Source organism: Priestia sp. P1_B12_1 (assembly GCF_056406695.1).
This window is the reverse complement of record NZ_JBFTZR010000003.1, coordinates 242,479-262,000: the sequence shown is the minus strand read 5'-3', so window position 1 is coordinate 262,000 and position 19,522 is coordinate 242,479. Positions and strand designations below refer to the sequence as shown.

18 protein-coding genes and 3 tRNA genes are annotated in these 19,522 nt (G+C 38.8%); 12 read left to right on the top strand and 9 right to left on the bottom strand.

Annotation, left to right across the window (positions count from 1 at the left end):
• Positions 1–14: 14 nt before the first annotated feature.
• From AC1D0Y_RS12310 to AC1D0Y_RS12295, 4 genes are all read left to right on the top strand, one after another.
• Positions 15–88, top strand: a tRNA-Trp gene (locus AC1D0Y_RS12310).
• A gap of 26 nt (positions 89–114) precedes the next feature.
• Positions 115–196: transfer RNA gene (locus tag AC1D0Y_RS12305), tRNA-Leu, on the top strand.
• A gap of 19 nt (positions 197–215) precedes the next feature.
• Positions 216–287 (top strand) — tRNA-Gly (locus tag AC1D0Y_RS12300).
• A gap of 214 nt (positions 288–501) precedes the next feature.
• Positions 502–1,902 (top strand): Na+/H+ antiporter NhaC family protein, encoded by a 1,401-nt coding sequence (locus AC1D0Y_RS12295; RefSeq protein ID WP_028408623.1) that lies wholly within the window; start codon positions 502–504, stop codon positions 1,900–1,902.
• A gap of 199 nt (positions 1,903–2,101) precedes the next feature.
• On the opposite strand, the gene AC1D0Y_RS12290 is transcribed toward AC1D0Y_RS12295, so the two are convergent.
• The 3 genes from AC1D0Y_RS12290 to AC1D0Y_RS12280 are packed head-to-tail and all read right to left on the bottom strand — an operon-like array spanning position 2,102 to position 6,058.
• On the bottom strand, positions 2,102–3,202 hold the full coding sequence (locus AC1D0Y_RS12290) for a GerAB/ArcD/ProY family transporter (RefSeq protein WP_060745708.1): 1,101 nt from the start codon (positions 3,200–3,202) through the stop codon (positions 2,102–2,104).
• Positions 3,203–3,222: 20 nt separating this feature from the next.
• Positions 3,223–4,446 (bottom strand): Ger(x)C family spore germination protein, encoded by a 1,224-nt coding sequence (locus tag AC1D0Y_RS12285; RefSeq protein ID WP_477707609.1) that lies wholly within the window; start codon positions 4,444–4,446, stop codon positions 3,223–3,225.
• Positions 4,436–6,058, bottom strand: coding sequence for a spore germination protein (locus AC1D0Y_RS12280; RefSeq protein WP_477707608.1), 1,623 nt, complete (start codon positions 6,056–6,058; stop codon positions 4,436–4,438). Before AC1D0Y_RS12280 ends, AC1D0Y_RS12285 begins: the two co-directional genes overlap by 11 nt.
• A 145-nt stretch (positions 6,059–6,203) precedes the next feature.
• Here AC1D0Y_RS12280 and AC1D0Y_RS12275 point away from each other — a divergent pair, with 145 nt between their 5' ends.
• From AC1D0Y_RS12275 to AC1D0Y_RS12265, 3 genes are all read left to right on the top strand, one after another.
• Complete coding sequence (locus AC1D0Y_RS12275; protein WP_060745706.1) at positions 6,204–6,431, top strand: YczF family membrane protein; 228 nt, start codon at positions 6,204–6,206, stop codon at positions 6,429–6,431.
• A gap of 78 nt (positions 6,432–6,509) precedes the next feature.
• The gene (locus AC1D0Y_RS12270) at positions 6,510–7,022 is read left to right on the top strand and encodes a GNAT family N-acetyltransferase (RefSeq protein ID WP_060745705.1); all 513 of its coding nucleotides are present in this window, start codon (positions 6,510–6,512) and stop codon (positions 7,020–7,022) included.
• Positions 7,023–7,210: 188 nt separating this feature from the next.
• Positions 7,211–7,333 (top strand): YjcZ family sporulation protein, encoded by a 123-nt coding sequence (locus AC1D0Y_RS12265; protein ID WP_013056948.1) that lies wholly within the window; start codon positions 7,211–7,213, stop codon positions 7,331–7,333.
• Positions 7,334–7,423: 90 nt separating this feature from the next.
• On the opposite strand, the gene AC1D0Y_RS12260 is transcribed toward AC1D0Y_RS12265, so the two are convergent.
• Positions 7,424–8,362 carry a VanW family protein gene (locus tag AC1D0Y_RS12260; RefSeq protein ID WP_060745704.1) on the bottom strand — a complete coding sequence of 313 codons (939 nt, stop codon included), beginning with the start codon at positions 8,360–8,362 and terminating at the stop codon, positions 7,424–7,426.
• Between the two features lie 178 nt (positions 8,363–8,540).
• Between AC1D0Y_RS12260 and AC1D0Y_RS12255 the strand changes: the two genes are divergently transcribed.
• Positions 8,541–9,356, top strand: coding sequence for a hypothetical protein (locus tag AC1D0Y_RS12255; protein ID WP_477707607.1), 816 nt, complete (start codon positions 8,541–8,543; stop codon positions 9,354–9,356).
• A gap of 188 nt (positions 9,357–9,544) precedes the next feature.
• On the top strand, positions 9,545–11,722 hold the full coding sequence (locus AC1D0Y_RS12250) for an FUSC family protein (protein ID WP_060745702.1): 2,178 nt from the start codon (positions 9,545–9,547) through the stop codon (positions 11,720–11,722).
• A 27-nt stretch (positions 11,723–11,749) separates the two neighbouring features.
• Here AC1D0Y_RS12250 and AC1D0Y_RS12245 read toward each other — a convergent pair whose 3' ends face one another.
• The 5 genes from AC1D0Y_RS12245 to AC1D0Y_RS12225 form a co-directional block, all read right to left on the bottom strand.
• On the bottom strand, positions 11,750–12,043 hold the full coding sequence (locus AC1D0Y_RS12245; protein WP_025752303.1) for a hypothetical protein: 294 nt from the start codon (positions 12,041–12,043) through the stop codon (positions 11,750–11,752).
• A 67-nt stretch (positions 12,044–12,110) separates the two neighbouring features.
• Positions 12,111–12,659 carry a DUF3231 family protein gene (locus tag AC1D0Y_RS12240; protein WP_060745701.1) on the bottom strand — a complete coding sequence of 183 codons (549 nt, stop codon included), beginning with the start codon at positions 12,657–12,659 and terminating at the stop codon, positions 12,111–12,113.
• Between the two features lie 274 nt (positions 12,660–12,933).
• Positions 12,934–13,200, bottom strand: coding sequence for a hypothetical protein (locus AC1D0Y_RS12235; protein WP_235593569.1), 267 nt, complete (start codon positions 13,198–13,200; stop codon positions 12,934–12,936).
• A gap of 110 nt (positions 13,201–13,310) precedes the next feature.
• Positions 13,311–13,637 (bottom strand): YflT domain-containing protein, encoded by a 327-nt coding sequence (locus AC1D0Y_RS12230; protein ID WP_013056955.1) that lies wholly within the window; start codon positions 13,635–13,637, stop codon positions 13,311–13,313.
• A 336-nt stretch (positions 13,638–13,973) separates the two neighbouring features.
• Positions 13,974–14,393, bottom strand: a complete 420-nt coding sequence (locus AC1D0Y_RS12225) for a hypothetical protein (protein ID WP_013056956.1) — start codon at positions 14,391–14,393, stop codon at positions 13,974–13,976.
• A gap of 271 nt (positions 14,394–14,664) precedes the next feature.
• Here AC1D0Y_RS12225 and recQ point away from each other — a divergent pair, with 271 nt between their 5' ends.
• The 3 genes from recQ to speB all read left to right on the top strand — a co-directional run bounded on the left by recQ (position 14,665) and on the right by speB (position 19,492).
• Positions 14,665–16,800 carry a DNA helicase RecQ gene (recQ, locus tag AC1D0Y_RS12220; protein WP_477707606.1) on the top strand — a complete coding sequence of 712 codons (2,136 nt, stop codon included), beginning with the start codon at positions 14,665–14,667 and terminating at the stop codon, positions 16,798–16,800.
• Positions 16,801–16,914: 114 nt separating this feature from the next.
• Entirely contained in the window at positions 16,915–18,291 is a 1,377-nt protein-coding gene (locus AC1D0Y_RS12215; RefSeq protein ID WP_477707605.1) for a sigma-54 interaction domain-containing protein, read from the top strand.
• A gap of 217 nt (positions 18,292–18,508) precedes the next feature.
• Positions 18,509–19,492 (top strand): agmatinase, encoded by a 984-nt coding sequence (gene speB / locus AC1D0Y_RS12210; RefSeq protein WP_060745697.1) that lies wholly within the window; start codon positions 18,509–18,511, stop codon positions 19,490–19,492.
• The last annotated feature ends 30 nt before the right edge of the window (positions 19,493–19,522 follow it).

The window sequence follows — 19,522 nt, the reverse complement described above, 5'->3', positions numbered from 1 at the left end:
AAGAGGTCATTTCTAGGGGCATAGTTTAAAGGTAGAACTACGGTCTCCAAAACCGTCAGTGTGGGTTCAATTCCTACTGCCCCTGCCATTTTGGAGTTATCTTTTAATTCACACGCGGGTGTGGCGGAATTGGCAGACGCGCTAGACTTAGGATCTAGTGTCTTATGACGTGGGGGTTCAAGTCCCTTCACCCGCATCTTTACTTTCATATACGCGCGGAAGTAGTTCAGTGGTAGAACACCACCTTGCCAAGGTGGGGGTCGCGAGTTCGAACCTCGTCTTCCGCTTCTTTTCAAAAGCAGTTTGCATGTGCAAACTGCTTTTTTGTTGTAGAAATAAAGAGTTTTATTATGCTGTTTGTAATCAGAAATATTTTATTAAAGCAGTACTGCTTATACGTGTTGCTTTCGTGAATATACACATAATATTGGGGTTACATTAAAAGCTAATGAACGATACGTGAAGACATCTAATATGGTTTTTAAGATAGGGGAGAGTCCTATGGAATCTAGTTGGTTTTCGATTATACCGTTTTTAATTGTTATTCCCATAGCTATTTTCACGAAACAAGTGCTGCCAGGGTTGTTTTTAGGCTTATTAGTAGGTGCTTATTTAATTGATCATTCGATTATCGGAGGTGTTGAAAAGCTACTTCACTATGTTGTACAAGCTCTTAGAAATAAAAGTAATATAGAAATCGTCGTCTTTTTATACGCGTTTTCAGGGCTTATCGGAATGATTAAGATGGCTGGAGGAGTTAAGGGGTTTGTGGAAACAGCTGCAGAAAGAATTGATACAAGAAAAAAAGCCCTTATTTTAACCTATGTTTCAACCATTGGAACATTCAGTGCTCCCACATTTCGTTTTGTGACGATCGCACCCATCATGAGAGCGCTGCTGAAAAAAGTGAAAATGACGACAGCAGAGCTAGGGTTTGTTATTGAAACAACTGCTACTCCTGTTATCGTCTTAATTCCTGTGGCAACGGCATTTGTAGGGTATATGGTCTCAATCATTCAAATGGCAATTGATCATCAAGGCATAAAACAAGACGCTTATTCTTTGTTCATTCAAAGCATTCCTTATAACTTCTTTTCGATTGTGATTATTCTAGTAGGGATTTATTTCAGTTTTTTTCATCATTCAACATCTACGGCTCCTATGAAGCTAGAGGAAGAAGACGAAAAAGATTGGCATGATTGTCATCCTTGCGTGTCGAAGGATTTGCCTTCTAAGCCTTGGAATCTGTTAGTACCTTTACTTGTTGTGATTTCACTTACTTTACTTTTAACATGGTGGAGCGGGCATCATAAGAGCCACAGCTTTTTTGAAGCATTTATTAAAGCAGACGTGCTAGAAGCGATGGTAGTAGCTTTAATTATCACTACGTTAATTACCCTCATTTTTTTCTTGTTTCAGCGCTTTACATTACAGAATTTGCTTAATGGTTTTATCACAGGAGGCAATGACTTAATGTCCGTTATTCTGCTGTTATCGGTAGTATGGGGATTATCCGCTGTTACAGAAGACTTAGGTTTTTCAAATTTTGTGACGGCACATTCTAAGTGGATTCCTCAAATGTTTGTCACTCCTTTTATGTTTGTGTTTGGAGCTGCTATTTCTTACTTTATCGGGTCTGCTTGGGGGACATGGGGGATTTTAATGCCGCTTGGCGTATCGCTTGCAAGTTCTGCAGATCTTTCTTTGCCATTAATTATCGGTGCGGTGTTTGCGAGCGGTTCCTTTGGAGCATTTTCTTCACCTTTAAGCGACGATACGAATACCATCGCCAAAATATTAGATTTATCTGTTATTGAATATGCCAAATATAAATTAAAGCCAGCTTTAATTGCAGCGGGAATAACAGTTGCTTTCTATCTTGTTGTATCTTTCTTGTTTTAAATGAGGGAGTAGCTATCTATTCTTCACTTTTCATTTTTTTTAGCTTAACGTATGCATACAGCCCTAGTGATAGGCACACTAGCATGATACAAGTAAGCGGAAATAAGATTGTATTAACAAAATGATCATAAAACCATATATACACGAACATCACCTCGATAATTTTAATGCCATTTTTCTATATTATTAGAGATATATACTATCTGTGCTGCTTCTTCCTATTTTTCAAAAAGGCGATAATCAAAAGCAGTATAGGTATGATAGAAAATAGCGGCATATGTAAAAGAAATCTCGCTACGTGCAGCCCTTCATAAAGGTGTTCTTGAAAATTACTAGCGATTGTAATCGACAGAAATAACACAATGATGCCTAAAGGATACGCTAGACGGGAAGGCGATTTAATTTTAAATAAAGTAGCTGTACTTATTATAGAAGCATAAAACAAGATGCTAACTTTAAAATAAATCCCAATAACCATAGCGAACATAAAAAATACATCTAGACGCTCTAAAAAATCAGCTACTTGGATCGTTTGGACAGTACTCAGAAGAGGGAACTGTGATCTTGTCGTCAAATCAACTCCAAGCACGCTAATGTTAATGATCATCGTAATAATTAGGTTAATTCCGCTTAATCCCGTTGCGCATATCATGGTGACACTCGCTTTTTTGGGATTGCTCAAATAAGGAAGAAGCATGGTAAATACAATAGCTTCCGTGAAAGGAAAATACAGCGTTTCGGTTAAAGCAACTTTTGCAACGGGCAGTACTCCTTCTTTTAATACCGGCTGTAAGTTCTTAAAATCAATTAGTCCTGAGCTAATAATTAAGATGAAGCCTGCCACAGCCAGAAAGTACATAAAAATAAACAGAAGCTCTCCTGACCGGGCTATCGCTTCAATTCCTTTTCGGGTAATATAGATAATGACCAGCATTAATAAGGCATTGGCAATAAATAAAGGCGTATCGGGATAAGCAAAAGTAAGAAGCATCTCTCCGAAATCTCTTAGAACTCGTGATGCATCGTATAAAAAATAAACGATATATACGAATGCAAGAAGCGTTCCCAGTGCCTTACCTAAAATTTTCTGCATATATTCTGTGGGCAGGAGGTCCGGATAGTAGGAATAGAGCTTGTGATAAACTAAAAAGAAGAAAAAACTGCACAGCATTCCAATTAAAATAGCTAGCCATGCATCTTGCTTTGCTCTCATTGCAAGAGGAACTAATAAAGCACTTCCCAGCTCGAATAAAACCATGAGAATAAATAACTGAGTGGCGCTAATTTTTGCTTTTTCCATATAGCCAGAACCTCCTTACCTCATTGTTGTTTTTCTTTTACGCTAGAGAGAAACGATTTATTGCGCAGACCTGTTCGGCGAATGTAAGCTTCTACTTTAACGTCTACATCTAATTTTGGAAAATAAACGTCATCCCATTCTGATTTGAGTTTTTCCCACTGATTAGGCCGCGTGCGTGCTAGTGCTTCTCCAAATCCAAAGATGTCAACTTTGTCTGTCTGAGCTTGTTTAATAGCTGTTTGTAATTCTTTTTTTATTTCTTTACCTGCAGCTTTTTCCATTTTTTTGATTACAGCAGGTTGACGTGTATCAACAGGGACCTCCACTTCTCCAAGATCGCCTTCTACGCGAGTGTGAACGGACGCATAAGGTTTTCCTTTTACCATTTTTACAGATACATCCGTTTTTTGACGAACTGTTTGATAGGCAAGCGCTTCTTTTTTTCCTTTCCAGTCTACATTAATGTCGGTTCCTTGTATTTTATCAAGAATCCAAACGCTGCCTCTGGCTGGACTATTGTACAGCCAGTCGATTAACTTTCCATTTTTAAAAACAGCAATGCCAGAAGCACGAAGGGTAGCTTCTGGTGCGCTTTGCTGGAGGTTATCTAATTTTTCTGCTTGTTGAGGATTTCCAACTAAACGAAAACCCGAGACTAGTGCTTCTCCTCCAGGAGATTCGAGAGATCTCATCACTTCTTGAAAGGAAACCTTTAGATTTTCTCCCCATTTTCTTTGAGTGAACTCCAGCGTTTTCATAATTTTGTTTGCTGGAATTTTATCGACAGGCGTTAGTGCTTTTACCAAATCAGCAGCACTTGACTGGTTGGCGATTACTAAGGAAGTCGTAATTCGAAACTCAGGATCGCGATCAATAGAATCAATGAGAATGTTAATTCCTTCTTCACGCGCTAATTTTTCTCCGATCACGACTAAGTTGGTATGGGCATAATAAAGTCTTCGGGAAATTCTAGCTGAAGCGCGTCTGCTTGCTTCAACTAAATTATCACCGGAAGCAGCATAGATCGTAACAGGCGGACTTTGGGTACCGCCGCCCCCTTGTAAGCCAGCTACATTTCCCGGGTTAATAATTTGAAAGATAAGCTCATACCGCCCATCTTTCGTTTTATCAATGCCCATTGCCGATACAAATGCAAGATCCGTTAACTCTTTTTTACTCCAGCAGCTAGTAAGCAATACCATCATTATGGTCATTACCAGTAAAAATAAACTTTTACGTTTCATTTTGATCATCTTCTTCCATTTCCTGATTAATCATACCTCTTGAAGAAGGAGGCTCAGGCTTTTGATGTTTGCTTTGACGAACTTTGTTATCACTAATTAATTTAGGTCTTCTTCTCATCGTCCACCATGGCAACCGTATCAAAGTATCTTCATTGCTTGCAGGAATAAACGGTGCTAATGGCGTCATATAAGGAACACCAAATGAACGTAAGCTGCACAGATGTCCAACTCCCATTAAAAGAATAAGAATAATACCATAGAAACCGAATGTAGCCGCTCCTAATATAAATAAAAAACGAATTAAACGCGCTGAAATAGCCATATCGAAAGACGGCGTTGCAAAGCTAGCAATGGCTGTAATCGATACAATAATAACCATAGCTGGTGAGACGATCCCCGCTTGAACCGCTGCTTGCCCAATAACAAGAGCTCCAACGATTGATACAGCAGATCCGATAGCTTTTGGTAAACGAATCCCCGCTTCACGTAAAATTTCAAAGGTGACTTCCATAAAAAAAGCTTCCACAAACGCGGGAAATGGAACGGATTCTCGCTGTGCAGCAAGAGCTACAATAAGCGTTGTGGGTACCATCTCTTGATGAAATGTCGTAACCGCCACATACGTAGCAGGAGCGATAAGTGAAATCATAAACATAAACACCCGCAAAAGACGAATGGACGTCGCAATATCAAAGCGTGCGTAGTAATCTTCAGCCGATTGGAAAAATTGAATGAACAACGCGGGAGCAATAAGGACAAAAGGAGTTCCGTCCACAAAAATAGCAATTCTTCCTTCCAAAAGGTTACCTGCCACCACGTCGGGTCTTTCTGTATTATAAATAGTTGGAAAAGGAGTGACCGTTTGATCTTCAATTAGCTGCTCAACATAACCTGATTCCAAAATACTATCAATATCAATGTTTTTTAATCGCTTTCGAATTTCTTTTACAACTTTATCGTTTGCGATGCCATGAATATACATAACAGTGACATCCGTTTTAGTTACTCGGCCAATCTTCATCGACTCTAGCCATAAGTCAGGTGTTTTAATAATTCGGCGCACCATGGCTAAGTTTGTGCCGATAGACTCAGTAAAGGCACCTTTTGGTCCCCGAACTACCATTTCTGTAGTAGATTCTGCAATGGCACGCTTTTCACCGCCTTGTGTACTCACGCTGAGTACGCGGTTTATGCCATCGAAAATAAGAAGGCTGTCTCCTGACATCAAAGAAGACAGTAAATCATCCCAGTTGTCTGCAAACGATACGTTGCCGATTGTGACGATGTCTTCGGAGATTAACTCTAATGCATTTTGATCGTTTAGGTCATTTTTTTGATTATCTTTCATAAGAGACTGCAGTAAGTAATCTTGAATAGCCTGATTATCTACAATCCCTTCTATATAGACGATAGCAGCAGCCAAGCTGTTATTGACGCCTAGTTTAAAATGACGAATCACAATATCTGAGCTGTTTCCAGTTTTCTCTTTAATGAGGGTAAGGTTCTCAGACAGCAGATTCTTAAGAGAAGAAGCTGCTTGTTCGCTGCTTGTTTGATTTGCCTGAGGTTGAAGCTTATTTTTAGATTTTTGATTTTTAAAGAACGAAGGCATAAATGAAAGCACCCTTACTGTAGTTTTTATTAATTTGACCAAAAACCGTATAATTATGTAATTTTTAACAAAATATCTTTTGCATGATGGTAAATGAAAATGACGAACCTATGAGGTAAGTAATGATTAGGTGAGGAGTAGACATATGAAAATTATTGGAGTTAGCCTGCTGCTATTTGGATCTGTGGTCGCTCTTTCTGTAGGAATTGATCTTTTTCAAGGAACGAACATACTGCAGGCACTATACAATGCGTTAAGCCCGTTTCGTGTAATGGAAGTAGCCGAATTATTTGTCCTTTTTTCTCTTCTATTTTTCTTTTTTGCAGAGTCACTTTATCTTGTTTTAAAGAAGCGTCAGCAAAAACAACAGTAATTTGTTGCAAAGAGGTTTTTATCTCTTCGCTATCGAAACAAGCGTATAGAAGGTAGCTTTGAGATAGGGGAGAATGACATGAACATTGAGACTGACAGATTACTAATACGCAAATTCACATATGAAGATTGGCAAGATGTCTACGCATATACATCTGATGCTGATGTCATGAAATACATACCAGAAGGTGTTTTTAGTAAGGATGATGCGAAGAAATTTGTAAATGAAAATATGAAAGAAAACGTTAAAAATTTTCCAGTTGTATTAAAAAACGAAAAAATCCTAATTGGTCATATCGTCTTTTTTAACTATTTTGGGGACCATACTTATGAAATTGGCTGGGTATTTAATTCTCTCTATCATCAGAAAGGATATGCGTCAGAAGCGGCAAAAGCAATCGTGGACTACGCCTTTAATACAATGAACCTGCATCGGATTATTGCTACTTGTCAACCTGAGAATACGTCTTCTTATCGTGTTATGGAGAAGATCGGGATGAGAAGAGAAGGGTATTTTAAAAAATGTATTCCAACTGAAAAAGGATGGTGGGATGAATATTATTATGCAATTTTAAAGGAAGAGTGGAAATGAGCTTTACTTTTGCGGAATTACGTTTTCCGAGTTGTAAAGACGAAAACAAGCCCAATTTTTAAAAAATGAGCAGAAAAGCAAACCAAAACGTCTAGGCAGACATACAATAAGCTATCCATGAGAAACACCCCATGTTTGAACCTTCTTTGTTTTAGCAACAGAAAATTACGTTGAAAGGGAGTGCTTGTATGTCTAATGCTGGATGTGGATTTGGTTCTGGTTTCGCTTTATTAGTTGTATTATTTATTCTATTAGTAATTATCGGATGTAGTTGTTATAGCGGTGGTTACGGTGGCGGCTACGGCTGCTAATTATATCACTGAATAGCCTAAAGGATACCCTTTAGGCTTTTTTTGTGTTCATTATAAAATGCTGGAAAAATAAAATGCTGGAAAAGATGATTAATCGGTAGGCTCAGTATCAACATGTGATTCAATTTTTTTCTCTTTCAACAATCGGTCATCAGAAGCCCAAGGGACTCGGCGAGGCTTATATTCAATCGCATCAGTAGAATACACGGCCACACTTATGACTCCCCCTTGTACCTGCGCTCGAATCAACAAAGGATCACTATACGTATTTTTAAAATGAAAGTCAGGTCCATACCAGCTGACGGTAGCGTCTCGTCCAGGAGGTACGTAGGAAACACTGCGACTGTGTGAGTAACGCTGTGTAATCGTTACGCCAGCGTTATCGACGGCGTTAAATAAAGTAGAAGAAACTTGGCAAATTCCTCCTCCAACTCCTTCAGAATACTCTCCTTTTACAATGATTGGCGCACGCATATACCCTTTTGCTGCCGTTCTTTTTCCGACGGTTTGATTAAAAGAGAAAACTTCCCCAGGAAATATAACGCTGCTGTCTAGTGATTCAGCTGCAAGAGAAATATTGTGAGAACGATTTTTATTATGAGGGTTAAATACCGTATGATAATGACCGATTTGCTTAATTCGAATCGTTGCAAGCAGCTCTTTATCTACGCGAGGCGGAACAGGAAGCGTCGGGATTTCTAATGTTGACGTACCGCCGCTAAAAAAATAAGTATAAAATTTCTCCGCAAAATCTTTATGATATAGTTTGACACCCGCTTGCTCAGGAACAATTTGTCCGCTTTTATCAATGCGGGCATTTATGGGCTCTCTATATGTTTTTTTATCCAATTCTTTTAGAAGAAGATTGTATCCGTCATGATCAACCATAGGGACAGGAAGAAGAGGCACGGCCACTTTGTCCCGTTCAATCCGTTCAATTGGTTTACCGTCATGAGTAATAGATAGGTGGTCTTGTGTAGAAAGAGGTTGAATGAGCATTAAAAGTCCAACCATCCAAGTGAAATTCATATCATATACCTCGCTTTCACCTGTTAGTATGAATAAAATGAACCGTTTAATGTATAGGATTCACAAGCTCTTTTTTGTATTATTTTCCATGAGGCGAGCGTGTAAAAATTTCTATTTATAATTGTATGTGTACTTTCGCATATTACATAGAGAAACTACAAGGTAATGAGGGTAGACAATGACAAAATTAATGATTTTAGTCTTTATGCTTATTAGTTTTTTTGTGCATCCCCAAAAGATGAAAGCAGAAGAAAACCTTACGTACTTTCCGGTAAGTGACACAGGAAAAGTATTAAAGTGGAAACGTGTAGAAAGCTTACTGCCGAAGGGGAAAAAGTTTAAAGTGATCGATGTAGAAACCGGCTTTTACTTTTACGTGCAGCGAAGAGCAGGCTCACACCATGCAGATGCTCAGCCGCTTACACGCCAAGATACGAAAGTAATGAAGCACTTATATAATGGGAAATGGAGCTGGAACCGAAGAGCTGTTCTCATTCCGTCTAAAGGTCAAATGCTTGCCGCTTCCATGAACGGAATGCCTCACGGAGCCGGTGCGCTTGACAATGGATTCCCCGGTCATTTTTGCATTCATTTTGCAGGAAGTACGACTCACAAGTCTCAAAATGTGGATCCAGGTCATCAGTTAATGGTATTAAAAGCAGGAGGAAAGCTTGATGAATATGCATTAAAAGCTGAGCCGGCAGAAGTCGTAAATATGTTTTTAACAGGATTAAAGCAAGATGATGATGCTTTGATGCAGCCGATTTTGCGCGTGAAGCAAGAGCATAAGCTATGGGCAAAACTGCATAGTATCTCCACTATTTATTATAAAACGGACGTATTTCATGCAAAAAAGTATAAAACAAAAGAGAAAATCGCCGTAGATTGCCTTATTTATTACGAAGGTAAAGGGGCTCAAAAGACCACGATGGTTTTTACTTTAAAGAGAAATCCGTTAACAAACGGGTGGGAAATTTCTTCACTTACATTGTAAGTACTGATTAATGCTTAAAAACACATCTGACAGAAAACAGATGTGTTTTTAAGCATTTGTTTAGCACTTTAGTCCTTCGCAATGTTATAGTGTAAAAACGTGCTTACATACGATAGAAAAGAATAAAAAAGGGTATAAGTAATAATATTACTCTTTCTGCAAAGAACTCTACAGCACGAAAGGAGAGGGTGTTTATTTTTTCATATTGGTTCAGCCGCTTAGTTGCTGCAGACCCTGGACGAAAAAGATTCAAAACGGCTTCCAAAGCTACGATTAGCGTCATTACAGCGGTCGTTATTATGCTGATCGTATTAAAAGCAGCGGGAAGCTCACAAATTACCGCTGCTATTTTAGCAGGCGTAATCGGCCTGATGGGTATATTGGTCGTGAATGATGAAACAACAAAAGCAAAAAAAGTGACAACAGGCTTAGTAGCGCTTTCTAGCGCCGTTTCTCTCGGAATTGGCTCGTTTTTATCACGATATGGACAAGCAGAAAATATTTTTCTTGTTCTGTTGGTGTTTTTGTCTTTTTATTTACAGAGATTTGGTATTCGCTATTTTTCCCTGTCGATGGTGGCCTTTATGTCGTTTTATTTTGCTTCTATTTTACACGTCACATTTTCTCAGCTGCCGTGGCTGTTAGCTGGCGTTATAGTAGGAGCATGCTGTGCATTTATTTATAATTTTGTTATCTTTAAAGACCGGCCTGCCAACGTGCTGAGGTCTTCAATGAAATCATTTCATATTCAAGTGAATTTGGTGCTTGATTTAATTATTGAGTTAATTCAAAAGAAACAAATTGAACCGGCTCAAATCAAACAATATAACCGTAATATTAAAAAACTAGCGGAGTATGCCCGTGTAGCATCAGAAGAGCTTGGAAATACAGATCCCCACGACATTTGGCCTGGCGTAACAGCTGAACAGATGCGCCTTTATGTATTTGATACAGTTATGCTGCTCCAGACATATTCCCCGGCGATTCGAAAGCTCAGTGAACTAAAGGCATTTAATCATTTTGATATTCAGCAGCTGCTGTTAAAACTAGTGGAATCGATTCGCGAAGCAGAGGTATTAAATGAAAATCCTACTCATTCCTTAACGGATGCAGCTCAGCATCTGCAAGAGCTGCGCCAAAAATTAAGTGAACTCGAACCTCAAGATAAAAGGTATAAAGAGTGGCTTTACTTAATCCGCCGTATCGAAACGATATCAAATCACGTGATTGATGAAGCCTATGAGCTGCAGCAGGCAATTGTGAAACAAGAAAAACAGCCTCAAAAAGAAGCGGAAGAAAAAGAAGACGAAGAGGATAATGATGAGGAAAAAGGATTAAAGCCATCTACGAAAAAGTCTATTCAAGCGGTCATCACTGCTGTTGCGACATTAATATTTGGCTCTTTTTTATCTCCATCGCATCAATATTGGGCGCTGTTAGCAGGCTATTTAGTGCTTCTTGGTACAGAAACGATAGGAAGTACGTTTGTAAAAGCCGTTCAGCGAAGCGTAGGAACGCTTTTAGGGGCAGCTGTTGGCTTTGTTGTCGCAAGCTTTGTCTCACCCGGGATACTTGAAATAACGCTGCTTTTTATCTGCGTGTTTATGGCTTTTTATTTCTTTCCTATTACGTATTCGTTTATGAGCTTTTGGATTACGATGATGCTAGCCTTTATGTATGACATGCTTCTTGGGGGGATTTCAGAGAGTTTGTTACTAGCTCGCGTATTAGATACAGTTGTAGGAGTTGGAATTGGTTTAGCCGTATCTGCTCTTGTGTTCCCTAAAAGAACAAGAGATAAAATAACCGACACCTCAGTAGAATACGTAGCGGCTTTAAAAGAATTTGTTCACACTTATTTGCATCGTTTTACGAAGCAGTATGTGTTTGCCAATTTAGCTGATAAAGGAATGGAATTAGAAAAAAAGCTAAAACAGCTTCATGTAGATTCAGATCCTATTATCAAAGGTTTCGTTGGCCGTTCACGTCTTCAGCAATTTTTGACCGTTTTTACCGCCATTAATTATTACGCCAAGCATTTAGTAGCTTCTTCTACTAGAAACGAGGCTTTTTACAAGGAAGCAGAATTTCATGGTGTAGTAAAGGAAGTGGAAGAGAAAGTAGCAAGCAACTTCACTCAGCTTGAAAAAGCGTTGCGAGGAGAGCGAGGAACGTATGTATACACGCTTGAAGATGTAAGACAAAAGATTGAACAATCTTTAGATTATTTTGACACGTCCGTTCAATCAAGAAATTTACAGCATCTTCAGCTGCTGCATAACATTTATTACGTATGGAAAATCAATCAATCGGTTGTTCACTTAGCCAAAGAGCTAGGAGCAGAAGAAATAAGTAGTGAAGACTAAAAAACCAGCGAATATGTCGCTGGTTTTTTAGTCTGATGAATAAGGTGACGTATCTTTTCTAATCGTTCTCCACGTTGTTTTAAGACCGGCGTAGCTGCCAATTGCGGCGTATCCATAAAAATATCCCATAAACAATCCGGCAATAATATGATGAGGGTGACTGATAAATACTGAAAAAAGCACGCCGACAGCTAAAGCAATAGTCGGAACATACTGCTTTTTAGGATGAAAAAGCCATTTGATCAGTTGTGTCACGATTAATACGACAGGAACACCAATGACTGCGTCCCAAAAATTTGTATGAATTGTAGGGAAATCCATATTCAAGCACCTCGTTAAATGTGTTAGATGTAAGGTTATCTATGCTGCTTACCTTAAAACACTTCAATTAGTTATGAGGTGCTCCAGGTGAATAGTAGTAAGGAGGAATTTTAAGCCAGCCTTTTTGCTGCATCAGACTTTTCACTTTTGATCCTAATATAACCTTTTCAGTGTGGAATTTTAGCCACATCAATCCAATATCGGTTCTAATAGACTGTCCCATATTCGTGCTGCACATGACGATATTAGAAGCAATTTTTACAGATATTAAGTTAGCAATTTCAGAATCCGTTGCTTTTGCTCCTAATGGAATGCTGTTAGGGTCGGATTTCGGCTTGGTAGCCGGTATTTCAGGAAGCATAATTCCTTCTTTAATCATTAATTTTTTGAGTGTATCAATCTGAGATTCAGCCAGGTTTTTTGAGTCTTGAGTAAGCTTAAGCAGTTCGCTGTTGGTTGTTGTATTAAGACAGGTTTCTAAGGCAGGTATTTCTTCCGCTAAAGCAGTGAAATATAACCAGCATCCCATAGCCTCACCAATATGTGGGGGAGGGGGCGAATCATCTGTAGAAGAGTTTTTTATATAATCAAGTAGTGTCTCAATGACGTTAATCATAACTTTTCACCCTTTATATAGTTTATGCATCTTCATTATTGCCTTCAGCAGAAAAGGATAAACACAGCTAAGAAATGTTACATATAAAATTGATTATAATAAGGGGAAGAAAAAGCCTCTCACGCAGTAACTTATAATGATGACAGTACATTTACTATCACCAAATTTAAAGTTATAAAAATTGCGGCAATGCGTAATAAATATGCTGGTTCTAGAAAATGAAGTAAATAGAAAAAAACTCCTTGCTTATCAAGGAGTTTTTTTAGCAGGTGTATTATATCGTTTTTCTCCTATGCTCTCTCCATAAAGAAGTTAATTCCTCTGACCAATATTTATAATCAAATACCGTTATATTTTTGCTAGGCATAAAAACATTCAACAGCCAATTAACCCTTAATTTGTCTCTGATGCCTATCGTTTTATCATTTTTACAGCAGCCTTCATCACAAGGTTTATCGTGTATCTTGTAAGGAATATTTTTAACAACTAATCCATTTTTTACACGTTTTGTGTACTCAATTCCTATAATCAAATATATCACTCCTCACAGTAACTCTTATCTTCATAATCATATGTCTGAATGACTGCTTTAATGAAAAGGTAAGAAGGGAGGAAGACAAAATAAAAAAGCCCTGTTGTAGGGCTTTTTTATTAAGCAACTTTTGATGCAACGACAATTACTTTACCGTGGTCTAATTCTTCTTCATAGCGTTCAGCTTCCGGCTGTGATAATCCTAATGAACGCATTTTGGCACGAAGCTCGTCTCCTCGAGAACGAAATACATTCGCAATCGCATCAAAAACACCTTGTTCAGAAAGACCGATGTTGTTTGTATTTGTTGCAGCTGTTAAATCCTCGGAGCGATCTTGATGGTGTGCAAGTAAATAAACTTCGTCTTTTGTAAATCCTTCACGTAAAAATTGTTCAATTGTATCTTTTGCCTGTACGCCATTTTCAACTACTTTTACATTTACCATTTCCAAAAACCTCCTTGTATGATAGACAACTTTCTCGAATACGTTGAGTAATGAAGAGAAGCTTAAGTAACTTATCTCCTTGTTTTGTGTATACACGTTATTGGAAGAGATAAAACCTATTTCATGAAATTGGGTTAAAAAGCTTAACATAGGAGGAGGGAAAGCAGCGCTGTTATTTTTGAGGAGGATCCTGTGAAGGATAAGCGGGAAGAAGCTTTAGTTAGCCTTTTTCCTGCATCGTTTTTTTGATCTTTTAAGGTACAGTACAAACTGCAAAAAGCCTGGATCTTAAATAGCTAAGATCCAGGCTTTTTGCATACATAAAAATAGAGAAATTTAAGATGAAAGACGTTCTTTTTGTTTTTCATAAACAGAAGTAGACTCGTTCCATGTATATCGACCATCTTGTAATTGAATGGTTGCGCTGAATGGACAGTCTATTGACGTTTCTGCGTCATCTAAACTACTTTCAAGTAAACTTTTTTTAAAGCGAAGCAAATCCTCTTTTGAAGCAACTCGAAAAACCATTTCTAACGTAAGATCATCGTCCATTGCATTGTGTAATTGACTAATACTTTTGCGGAATTCTTTATTATATTGGAGCATAATTTTAATATCTGCTACGCAAGCAACACCAAACACATCTTTCACAACAGACTCAACCGTTAGCTGAGTTGTGGAAGCATATGTTGAAATATTACGCTGTGGATTTTCTAAATAATAAATCGTTTCTACAGGATGTCTCGTGATAAGCACCTCTTTCCTATTCTTAAGTATACAGGAAAAAAGAATGGAATGGGGAAAGATTTTTAGGAAAGGAGTCCTGACATACATAAAAAGACTGTTTGTAATAGGAAAGAGAGTTATAAATTGAGGGCTTTTCGCTTATCATTTTTGCTATAACCTTAAATCAACGAATTCTGTGCAACTTTCTTTAAGATTTGATAAAATAAAACCCTACGCCTCAATTTCTTCTAACTTAATCCCTCAACTACTATTTCTACTTATTTTAAAGGAGGACGCAATTTTGCAGTTTGAACAAGCTTTAACACATTTACAGTCCTATTTTGGCTATGATTCGTTTCGAAAAGGACAGGAAGAATCTATTCGTTATGTTTTAGAAGGGCACAATACTGCTTGTATTATGCCAACAGGAGGAGGGAAATCGCTTTGTTATCAAATTCCTTCATTATTACTAGAAGGCACGACACTGGTTATTTCTCCGTTGATTTCCTTGATGAAAGACCAAGTAGACACGCTGAACGCAGCTGGTATTCCAGCCACGTATATTAACAGCTCGCTGACGCACACGGAGGTGCAGCAGCGCTTAGAAGAAGTAGCGCTTGGCGAATATAAGCTGCTTTACGTGGCACCTGAACGACTGGAGTCTCCGCAGTTTTTAGAGCAGCTTCAAATGCTTCCTATCCCGCTTGTAGCGGTAGATGAAGCGCACTGTATTTCACAGTGGGGCCACGATTTTAGACCGAGTTATTTGCGCATCAATGAACTCATCAGCAAGCTGTCTAACGCTCCGATTGTGATGGGGCTGACGGCTACGGCGACGCCTCAAGTGCGTGAAGATATTTGCCGAGCTCTTCATATTAACGAAGAGTACACGGTGATGACGGGGTTTGAACGTGAAAATTTATCGTTTGCTGTCGTGAAAGGTCAGGATCGAATCAGCTATATCGAGCAGTATATCCGTAAAAATGACCAAGAAGCAGGAATCATCTATGCCGCTACGCGTAAAGATGTTGAAGAGCTTCATGCTAGATTGCAAAAGTCAGGAGTTAACGTATCAAAATACCATGCGGGTATGAATGGGAACAGTCGTGATGAAGAGCAAAACCGCTTTCTGCAAGATGATGTGCAGGTGATGGTGGCTACCTCTGCCTTCGGAATGGGGATCGATAAATCGAATATTCGCTTTGTTCTTCACTATCAGCTTCCGAAAAATATGGAAAGCTATTATCAAGAAGCGGGACGTGCTGGTCGTGACGGACTGCCAAGTGAGTGTATCGTGCTTTATTCACCTCAAGATATTCGCGTGCAGCGCTTTTTAATTGAACAGTCAACGTCGAATCCTAAAAAGCAGATTCAAGATCTTGAAAAGCTGCAAAGTATGGTGAACTACTGTCATACAGAAGGCTGCTTGCAAGCGTATATTCTTCATTATTTTGGAGAAAGTGAAGCGCATGAGTGCGGTCGCTGCAGCAACTGTACGGATGATCGTGTGGAAATAGACGTAACGGTCGATACGCAAAAAGTATTATCTTGTATGATTCGTATGGGCGAACGTTTCGGTAAAATGATGATTGCTCAAGTATTAACGGGTTCTCGAAATAAAAAAGTAGTTGATTTTGGTTTTGATAAACTGAAAACGTACGGCGTCATGAGTGACCGGTCGGCTAAAGAAGTGAGCGATTTTATTGAGTATTTGATTTCAGAGCAGTTTATTTTAGTAGGACAAGGGTCATTTCCTACTTTATCCGTAGCGGCCAAAGGAAAAGGCGTGCTTCTTGGGACGGAAAAAGTGATGAGAAAAGAACAAATGGAAGTGAAGCAAATTGTCCAAGACGACGAGCTGTTTGCTCATTTGCGTTCCGTTCGAAAGCAGTTGGCAGACGAAGCGGGCGTGCCTCCTTTTGTTATTTTTTCAGACGATACTCTTCATGATATGTGTTCAAAACTTCCGGTAACCCTTGAACAGTTCACCACTGTAAAAGGAGTCGGAGAACAAAAACAAGAGCGATACGGAGAACGATTCACGACTGAAATCAAACAGTTTTGTGAAGAAAATCCAGACCGAAAGCGAGAAGTTTCAGCACCTGCTCCGAAAAAAGCAAGAGCTTCATCAAAAGAAGGTTCTCACTTAATGACGTATGAGCTATTTAAACAAGGAAAATCGTTAGATGAAATTGCTGCTGAACGTGAATTGAGCCGCATTACCATTGAAAATCATTTGTTTAAATGCGCAGAAGAAGAAAAAGAAATTGACTGGTCACCTTTTCTTTCAGAGGAGGACGAACAGCTTATTTTAGAAGCTGCTTCCTCAGTAGGCGATGAAAAGTTAAAACCAATCAAAGAAGAATTACCTGAAAACATTACTTATTTTATGATTAAAGTAGCGTTATTCAAACAAAAAATGAAGCAGCTATCTTAAACAAAAAGCTCCTATTAAAGGAGCTTTTTGTGTTGAATAAGCGAGTTTACTGATAAAATAGAAGGTATAAATATTTGAAAAATCAGATTAAATAAAAAGGAGTACTGCACTGAGATGATTGAACGAGAGCTTGAAGCTATTTTGCATGCTTCTAACGACAATATCGTCATCACTGATGAAAAAGGGTGTATTTTACGAGCTAGTCAAAACTGCCGTGATATATACGGATATGACGTGTCAGATTTAGTCGGACAAACCGTATACGAATTGCAAGACCGCGGGATCTTTTCACCTTCCGTTACGATTGAAGTGTTAAAGAAAAAGAAAGAAGTACAGCTGATGCAAAAAACAGAAACGGGCAAAGTTGTAATGGCAACCGGTATTCCCGTGTATGATGAACATCGGTGTATGAAAAGAGTAATCAGCTTTTCACATGATTTAACAGAGCTTCAGCGCTTAAAAGAAGATTATCAGCAGCTCGAAGTGAAAATGAAAACATATCAGCTAGAAGTGGAAGAGCTTCGGGAACAGCAGTCAAATGATATGGTCATACGAAGTGAATCGATGAAAAAGGTATGGTCCATTATTAATCGCGTGGCAGACAGCGATGCAACGGTTGTGCTGCTAGGTGAATCGGGTGTTGGTAAAACGGCTTTTGCTCGTGCTTTACACTATGGAAGTGAACGAAAAGAAGAGCCGTTTATTGAAATCAACTGCGGAGCCATTCCGTCTAGTTTGTTTGAATCTGAAATGTTTGGATACGAAGCAGGCTCTTTTACAGGTGCAAGTACAAAAGGAAAAATAGGAAAGTTTGAATTAGCTCATAACGGTACGCTTTTTTTAGATGAAATAGGAGAGCTGCCTCTTGATATGCAAGTGAAGCTTTTAAAAGTGCTGCAAGAAAAAACAGTCACTAAAATTGGAAGTGAACGAGCCAACCACGTAAACTTCAGGCTGATTGTAGCAACAAATCAGCCGCTTGAGGAAATGGTCGAAAAAGGAACATTTCGCGAAGATTTATTTTATCGGTTACACGTTATTCCGATTACAATTCCTCCGCTTCGCGAGCGAAAAGAAGACATCGCGGCACTGCTTTATCACGTGTTGCATAAACAAAATGAAAAATATAAAATGAAGAAATTTTTTCATGCAGAAGCACTAAATCAATTAGTTGAATATCATTGGCCCGGAAATGTGCGCGAGCTTGAAAATACAATTGAACGCCTCGTGTTAACAACGGATGAAAACAGCATCTCGCCTCAAGACCTGCCGTTTCATGCAGAAAAAATCAGAAGTGAAAAAGAAGAATGGGAGACTCTTGATACGTTAACCTCTCAGGGAATGACGCTTCAGCAAGCACTTGTAGAAGTGGAGAAAAACTGGCTGATCCGTGCTTATCGTCAGTGTCAAACAACGTATGAAATGGCAAATGCATTAGGAATCAGCCAGCCTACGGTTGTAAGACGTTTACGAAAGTACAATATTAAATAAGAAGAATTTAATTCAAAATGAATTAACTGATTCAGTACTGAATCAGTTTTTTTGTTTTGATTCTATTATGAATTAAAAATCGTCCATAATTGCACGAAATAGGGTGATAAAAATTGGCATGCATTTTGCATTAATAAAAAGTATCTAAATAAAAGGCGTCAGTCTCTAAAATGATGACACGGCGCTAATGAATGAAACCCATTAGGAGGAATAAATCATGCCAAAATATCAGCCGAAAAATTCATTTGAATCTCCGCGTTTTTGCGGACCTCGAACGTTTATGAGACTTCCGTATGTAGAACAAGTAAATGCAGATATGGATTTTATTGTGACGGGTATTCCATTTGATTCAGGGCAATCTTTTCGCACAGGAGCACGTTTTGGGCCGGAAGCTATTCGAGATTTCTCCATTTTGCTTCGCCCGTATAACCCAGAACAAAAGATTAATATTTTTGACTACATTTCAGGCGTGGACTACGGCGATTTGGCAGTGGTTCCGGGATATATTTTAGAAACATATAAAAAAATTGAAGAAGGGTTAACACCGGTTGTGAATGAAGGAATTATTCCGATTTCACTAGGCGGTGATCATTCGATGACGCTCGGTGAACTTCGTGCCATCGCGAAAAAACACGGACCGGTAGCGCTTTTACAGTTTGATGCTCATTCTGATACGTGGGATAGCTATTTTGAGCAAAAATACAATCACGGTACCGTGTTCAGACGAGCAATTGAAGAAGGGTTAATCGACGTGTCGCGTTCGATTCAAATTGGTATGCGAGGCGGTCTGTACGGTATTGAAGATTTAGAAGATGCAAAGAACTTAGGTCTAGCTCTGTATACGACAAATGAATATAAAAAACTGGGCGTTGAAAGAATGCTAGACATTATTCATGAGCGTGTAGGAGAAGGACCTGTGTTTTTATCGTTTGACATTGACTTTTTAGATCCAGTATACGCGCCGGGAACAGGAACGCCTGAAGTATCGGGTGCAAGTATTGACGATGCGCTTCAATTCGTTCGTGGCTTAACAAATATTGATTTTGTCGGTTTTGATTTAGTAGAAGTACTGCCAGCTTATGACCATGGCCAAATTACAGCAGCAGCGGCCTCGAACATTGTTTATGAATTTATCACGCTTATCGCGTTAAGAAAAAAAGCAAAAGAAGAAGAAGCGCTGTTAGTGAAAGCACGCGACTGAATATAAGCAAGACGGAAAAAGTGGGAAGGT